The following is a 599-nucleotide window of genomic DNA, read 5'->3' as shown; positions in this document are numbered from 1 at the left end:
ATGGCGCAGGAAATCGGCGGAGACCGCTGTCGTTGCCTTCTCGTGCAGCTCGACGAAAGCGAACTTCGAGGTCCGATCTATGGCCACGAACATATGCAGCTTGCCCTGCTCGGTTCGGACCTCGGCGACGTCGATATGGAAGTAGCCGATTGGATAGGCCTTGAACTTCTTCCTTGCCGGCTTGTCGCCCTCGACATCCGGCAACCTGCCTATCCCGTGACGCTGCAGGCAGCGATGCAAGGATGACCGCGACAGATGCGGGATCGTCGGTTGGAGAGCATAGAGGCAATCGTCCAGTGGCAGCAGCGTATAACGCCGAAAGGCGACGATGACCGCCTCTTCCTCAGTCGATAGCACTGTCGACTTCGGATCTCTGGGGCCAGTCGGAAGATCGGCGGCCGACGTCCGGTTCCTCCACTTCCTAACCGTCTTCTGATTGATGCCGTAGCGCTTCGCCAGCGCCCTCAGGCTCTCTTGACTATGCTGTATCGCTCGACGGATCGCCTCTGTCGTCGTGGCGCTCCCATGAAGAACCTGGCCCATAGCGCATCCTTTGATTCGGACGAAAAGTATGCGCCATCAAAGCCTGGGATCAAACA

The 599-nt window shown here is 58.6% G+C and carries 1 protein-coding gene; it reads right to left on the bottom strand.

Annotated features, from left to right (window positions below):
* The coding region (locus NKI46_RS30910; RefSeq protein WP_502896858.1) for a transposase family protein at window positions 1-543 on the bottom strand (543 nt) is incomplete at its 3' end.
* Between the last annotated feature and the right edge of the window lie 56 nt (window positions 544-599).

Origin of the sequence: Mesorhizobium sp. M0615, assembly GCF_040320805.1 — a bacterium.
Lineage (GTDB): Bacteria > Pseudomonadota > Alphaproteobacteria > Rhizobiales > Rhizobiaceae > Mesorhizobium.
This window is presented reverse-complemented; position numbering and strand designations above follow the sequence as displayed.